Source organism: Pseudobutyrivibrio sp. (assembly GCF_015057185.1).
Taxonomy (GTDB): Bacteria; Bacillota; Clostridia; order Lachnospirales; family Lachnospiraceae; genus Pseudobutyrivibrio.
Window position 1 is genome coordinate 52741 of sequence record NZ_SVEV01000024.1, and the last position, 6000, is coordinate 58740.

The 6000-nt window shown below is 38.1% G+C and carries 6 protein-coding genes and 1 pseudogene; all 7 read right to left on the reverse strand.

Going from position 1 to position 6000, the window contains the following annotated elements; genetic code table 11:
* Nucleotides 1–226 precede the first annotated feature (226 nt).
* Nucleotides 227–1030, reverse strand: coding sequence for a metal ABC transporter permease (locus tag E7276_RS10560; protein ID WP_294217268.1), 804 nt, complete (start codon nucleotides 1028–1030; stop codon nucleotides 227–229).
* Nucleotides 1023–1784: a metal ABC transporter ATP-binding protein gene (locus E7276_RS10565; protein WP_294217271.1), complete on the reverse strand. Its 762-nt coding sequence runs from the start codon at nucleotides 1782–1784 to the stop codon at nucleotides 1023–1025. Before E7276_RS10565 ends, E7276_RS10560 begins: the two co-directional genes overlap by 8 nt.
* Nucleotides 1785–1873: 89 nt before the next feature.
* Nucleotides 1874–2755 (reverse strand): metal ABC transporter substrate-binding protein, encoded by an 882-nt coding sequence (locus E7276_RS10570; RefSeq protein WP_294217274.1) that lies wholly within the window; start codon nucleotides 2753–2755, stop codon nucleotides 1874–1876.
* 125 nt (nucleotides 2756–2880) lie between these two features.
* Complete coding sequence (gene yihA, locus E7276_RS10575; protein ID WP_294217276.1) at nucleotides 2881–3498, reverse strand: ribosome biogenesis GTP-binding protein YihA/YsxC; 618 nt, start codon at nucleotides 3496–3498, stop codon at nucleotides 2881–2883.
* Nucleotides 3498–4787 carry an ATP-dependent Clp protease ATP-binding subunit ClpX gene (clpX, locus tag E7276_RS10580; protein ID WP_294217278.1) on the reverse strand — a complete coding sequence of 430 codons (1290 nt, stop codon included), beginning with the start codon at nucleotides 4785–4787 and terminating at the stop codon, nucleotides 3498–3500. The genes yihA and clpX overlap by 1 nt, the downstream gene beginning before the upstream one ends.
* A gap of 53 nt (nucleotides 4788–4840) precedes the next feature.
* Nucleotides 4841–5428: an ATP-dependent Clp endopeptidase proteolytic subunit ClpP gene (gene clpP / locus E7276_RS10585; RefSeq protein WP_294217280.1), complete on the reverse strand. Its 588-nt coding sequence runs from the start codon at nucleotides 5426–5428 to the stop codon at nucleotides 4841–4843.
* Nucleotides 5429–5586: 158 nt separating this feature from the next.
* A pseudogene (tig, locus tag E7276_RS10590) lies at nucleotides 5587–6000 on the reverse strand (trigger factor); the annotation flags it as partial.

The following is a 6000-nucleotide window of genomic DNA, read 5'->3' on the forward strand; positions in this document are numbered from 1 at the left end:
ATGTGTGTGATAACAATAACTTTACTGTTATCTCCACCTTACATTTACTTTATCGGAAGAAGTTTTTAAAACTTAACCCCTTTTTTGAAAAAATTTTAAAAAATTTTTTATTACACATTTGGTTATAAAAAAAGGTGCTACAGATTCAAATAACCCTTCTGTAACACCTAGTATATCACCTGTTATTTACTTGTAAATCCTTTTCACTGAAAAGACATAAAAATAATTATCTGTCCTTTCCATACACATAAGTAGCGAAATAAATTACGCTTGCAATAATAACAATCATTGGACCTGTAGCCATATCTGTAAAGTAAGATACAAACAACCCAAGCACACCAGAGAACACACTAAAAAGAATAGCCAAGTAAGTATACTCTCTAAAATTCTCAGAAATATTTCTACTGCTAGCTGCTGGCAAAATTAATAGCGCATTAATCAAAAGAATACCAACCCACTTTATTGAAAGCATTACTAGAAGCGCTATAAGTATTGCAAAAGCATCCTCCATGACCCTAACAGAAATACTGCGGCTCTTTGCCAAAGTAGCATGAATGCTAATTGCTGTAAGTCTGTTGATACTGTAGCACCAAAAAATAAGGATTACACCAAAAAGTACCACCAGCTGGATTATTTCTGATACCGTAATAGACAAAATGTCGCCCACAAGTATAGCCGAATAATTGCTAAAGCTTCCACCTCTAGATAATATTGCAAGGCCAAGTGCTGTAGCACAGCTAGCAAAAACAGAAATCAAAGTATCTGATGAACTGAGGCCTTTCCTACTAATATAATTAAGTAATAAGGCAAAGCATATTCCGAAAAGAACCATAGATATAGTAGTATTTCCTATACCCATTATTACACCAGCCGCAATGCCAGTAAGTGCAGAATGTCCAAGGGCATCGCTAAAATACGCCATTCTCTTTTGAACAATCATTGTACCTACCATTCCAAATAATGGTGATATCAAAACAATCGCAATAGTCGCTCTAATCATGAAGGCATAGCTAAACATTTCACTAAACATTTGCATTCACCTCCATATTTCCAACTGCACCCTTTCCAAATACCTTTTTGAAAGCGTCAGTCTCATATACTATCTTTGGACGTCCAGCTGCAGTAACTGTTTGGTCAATCAAAATCACATTGTCAGCATATTTATATACATAGTCCAAATCATGACTAACGAGTATAATTGCTAAATCATGTGTTTCTTTCAGATATTGCATTTTTTCATAAAATGCATCCATACCATTTTTATCAATTCCAGAAACCGGTTCGTCCAATAGTAATAAATTAGGTGTATCATGTACTGCCATGGCAAGAAGTACTCTTTGCAACTGTCCACCAGACAGTGTGCCTACTGGTTGATCAATAAGCTCAGCCACATCAAACTCCGCAAGGGCTTCTCTCACGTGATCATGCTCTTTCTTGCTAGAAAAAAGAATCGGTAGTTTACCTGTAAAGGACTGAAATAAATCATACACAGACAAAGGTGTAGTTCTGTCAATATTTACAGTCTGAGGGACATAACCAATTTTTAATCCCGGCATATTATTATTCATTTTATTCTTGAACTGGATTTCTCCTGTATAAGGAACTTCACCTAGAATCGCTCTCACAAGTGTGGATTTACCTGCACCATTTCTACCAATGATAGCAGTCATTTGTCCACAGTGAACATGCAAATTGATATTATCAAGCACCACTTGATCGCCAAATGCTACACCCAGGTTTATGAATTTAATACAGTGAAATCCACATGGAATAATCTTTTTCATAGTTTCTCTCTCGCCTGTTACGCTCTCAAGCCTGAGTATCTCTCACCTCGACTAAAATGTCTCGGTTGAGAGATCTCAGAGCTTGATAGCTACAGGCTATTGCTAATCTTTAAATAATTATCATTCATAGTGGTTACGTAATCCGAAGCTCCATAGGAACCATGAACTAGCGTCTCCAAATATACCACCTTGGCATCAGTTTGCTCCTCGATAAGGTCGCCTACTGATTTACCATAATCGTACTCGGCAAAAACAATCCTTACATTATTATCTCTGATAGAATCAATCAGCTGGCTGACCTCACCAGCACTTACCTGACGTTCCTCATCTAAATCCAATGTTGCAACCACATTAGCCCCTAGAGATAATGCTGTGTACTCAAATGCCTCATGTAAAACAGCTACATTGTCACCGGATAATTTTTGATCCAGTTCCTGCTTATCTATTTTAGTATTCAATGCATCGATATAGTCAGATGCATTTTTCTCATATGAAGATGCATTAGAAGCATCTAGCTCTGACAATCCATCAGCTATGGCCTGTACCTGAACAGCGAACATCTCGCTATCCATCCAAATATGACTATTCTGCTCATGGTCGTGATGATGACCATCTTCTGAATGTTCTTCCTCTGTATGTTCTTCTTCTAAATGCTCATCCTCAAGAATTTCCTCGTCATTTTCCTCTACAAAATGCAAATCATAATAACTAGAATCATGCTCTAAGCATTCATAGGTATCAATAATAGTAAGCTCAGGATATGCTTCCATAACATCTTCAAGATACCCTTCCATGCCTCCACCATTAACAACTAACACATCTGCCTTAGATAGATTTTTCATATCTTCCGTAGTAAGTGTGTAATCGTGAAGACAACCAGTAGTAGGCTGACTCAAATTTTGCACAGTGACACCATCTGTATCCCCTACAACATTCGTAGTTGCAATATATATCGGATTACAGCTAGTCATCACCAAGAACTCATCTGTCCTATAATCAACATTATTAAGTTTTACATAAAAAAATGTGCTACAAGTGCTCACCACGGTGATGGAGAGGAGCAGGAGCAGCACAAATAAAAATTTTCGTTTTCTCATTAATCTAAATCTACATCTGAAAGACTTGCTTCGTTTTCAATTACCTGATCAAGAAAATCTTGTATCGTATCGAGGCCTTGTTTTGTTTGTGATGAGAAAGGAACAATAATTGTCTCTTTTCCAGCTCCCAGGCCCTCTCTTACTATTTTGATTTGCTTGTCCAACTGACTACGTTTAATCTTGTCAGCCTTTGTGGCAATTACAATTGGGTCATATCCAACATAATCCATCCACTCGAACATCTGCTTGTCGTTGGCAGATGGAGTATGTCTAATATCAACTAATAAGAATACTGCACGAATCTGTTCTGATGTATTAAGGTAAGTTTCAATCATTTTGCCCCATGCTTCCTTTTCTTTTTCGGAAGCTTTGGCAAATCCATATCCTGGCAAATCTACTACATAAATCTCATCGTTAATGTTGTAGAAGTTGATTGTCTGTGTCTTACCTGGCTGGGCTGAAACTCTAGCCAAGGATTTGCGATTCATGACAGCGTTAATAAGTGAGGATTTGCCTACATTAGACTTTCCTGCAAAGGCAACCTCTGGAAGGTCATTTTTAGGAAGTTTGGATGTAGGCCCACACACTGTTTCTAGATTGCACGAACGTATTACCATTATGCACTCTTTTCCTTTTTATCTTCGATTGAAACAACGCTTGTCTCCTCATTATCCTTTTTGTCAATGAGAAGAAGGTTGCTATCAACCATTTCTTTTGTAACTGTAATCTCTGTAATAGACTCGTCAGATGGAACATGATACATGTGATCCATCATAACGCTTTCAACTATAGCACGAAGTCCACGTGCGCCAGTCTTTCTCTCGATTGATTTCTTTGCAATCTCCCTAAGAGCATCATCCTCAAACTCAAGCTTAACACCATCCATTTTGAATAATGCCTGGTATTGCTTTGTAAGAGAATTCTTTGGCTCTCTGAGAATACGAATCATGTCATCCTCTGTAAGCTCATTAAGTGATACATTAATAGGCACACGACCTATAAACTCTGGAATCAATCCATACTTAATGAAATCCTGAGGAAGAGCCTGCTGAAGAAGCTCATCAATCTTTTGATTATTCTTATCCTTTACATCAGCGCCAAAGCCAATAGCTGTATGGTCTGTACGCTGAGAAATAATTTTCTCTAATCCTTCGAAAGCACCACCACAAATGAACAAAATGTTCTTTGTATCAATTGCTATAGTCTCCTGCTGAGGATGTTTACGTCCACCCTGTGGTGGTACGTTAGCTACTGTACCCTCAATAATTTTGAGGAGTGCCTGCTGAACACCTTCACCAGAAACATCACGAGTGATTGACACATTTTCAGACTTCTTTGTGATTTTATCAATCTCATCGATATAAATAATACCGATTTCAGCTTTTTTAATATCAAAGTCAGCAGCCTGAATAAGCTTAAGAAGAATGTTCTCAACATCCTCACCAACATATCCAGCCTCAGTAAGAGTTGTGGCATCTGCAATTGCAAATGGGACACCCAATACTCTAGCTAATGTCTGTGCTAAAAGGGTCTTTCCTGAACCAGTAGGACCAAGCATAAGTACATTACTCTTTTGAAGTTCAACATCGATGTCATCTGGGTCTGCCATAATACGCTTGTAATGATTATATACAGCTACAGAAAGAACCTTTTTAGCCTCATCCTGACCAATAACATATTGATCAAGAAATGCCTTCATATCTTCAGGCTTCTGAAGATTAATCTCAATGGAATCGCCCTCTGCTACTGGAGCAAAATCATCAAGCTCTTCAACTATTATTTCTTGGCAAATATCAACGCACTCGTCACAGATAAATGCACCATTTGGTCCAGCAATAAGCTTGCGAACCTGATTTTGTGTTTTGCCGCAGAATGAGCAGCGAACTCTATCATCGTTTCTCGCCATAACTACCTCTTAAATAAAATACATACTATAAGCCACTATAATTTATATCGGCTTTATTTCTCTTTTTTTGTAATGATTTCATCAATAAGACCATAATCAAGAGCTTCCTTAGCATCAAGCCAGTGATCTCTCTCAGTATCAGCACATACCTGCTCATATGGCTTTCCTGTATTTTCAGCTAACATACGATTGAGCTTTTCTCTAGTCTTTAAGATGTTCTTTGCAGCAATCTCAATCTCTGTAGCCTGTCCTTTTGCACCACCTAATGGCTGGTGAATCATAACTTCTGCGTTAGGAAGAGCAAAACGCTTACCCTTCTGTCCGCCTGCTAAAAGGAATGCGCCCATTGAAGCTGCCATACCAATACAAATAGTAGATACATCACATTTGATGTACTGCATTGTATCGTAAATTGCCATACCAGCTGTAACACTTCCACCTGGGCTATTAATATAAAGATGAATATCCTTGCTTGGATCCTCAGACTCAAGGAAAAGCAACTGAGCAACAATAAGTGATGCTGTAACCTCGTTTACTTCCTCTCCAAGAAATACAATTCTATCCTTTAACAATCTAGAATAAATATCGTAAGAACGCTCTCCTCGAGAATTCTGTTCAATGACATAAGGGATTGTAGCCATTTTTTCTGTCCTCCTAAACTAAGATATAATTATGTCAAATAGACACCTAGCCCGAGCATACGCCCAGGCCAGTGATTAAATTCTTTTTAATTATATCTATTTTGACAATCTATGTCTTTAATTTTACAAAAAGTTAATAAAAACTTTACAGTTTATTCTTACTCTTCGTCAGCTTTCTTTGTAGCCTTCTTTGTTGTCTTCTTAGCTGGCTTCTCCTCAACAGACTCCTCATCGTCAGCCTTCTTTGTAGCCTTCTTCTTTGCAGTCTCCTTAACATTGTCCATGATAAGAGCGATAGCCTTCTCAATAGCAATGTCCTTCTTCATAGACTCTTTCTCATTGTCTCCAACAAGAGTCTTGAGCTGATCAAGCTCCATACCGTACTGCTTTGACATTTCCTCAAGCTTAGCATCAACATCAGCATCTGTAGCTTCGATGTTCTCAGCCTTTGCAATTGCCTCAAGTACAAGTGAAGACTGTGTACGCTGTAATGCATCTGGACGAACCTGCTCACGGAATGAATCCATTGTCATACCTGTGAACTGCATGTACTGCTGAAGTGAAAGACCCTG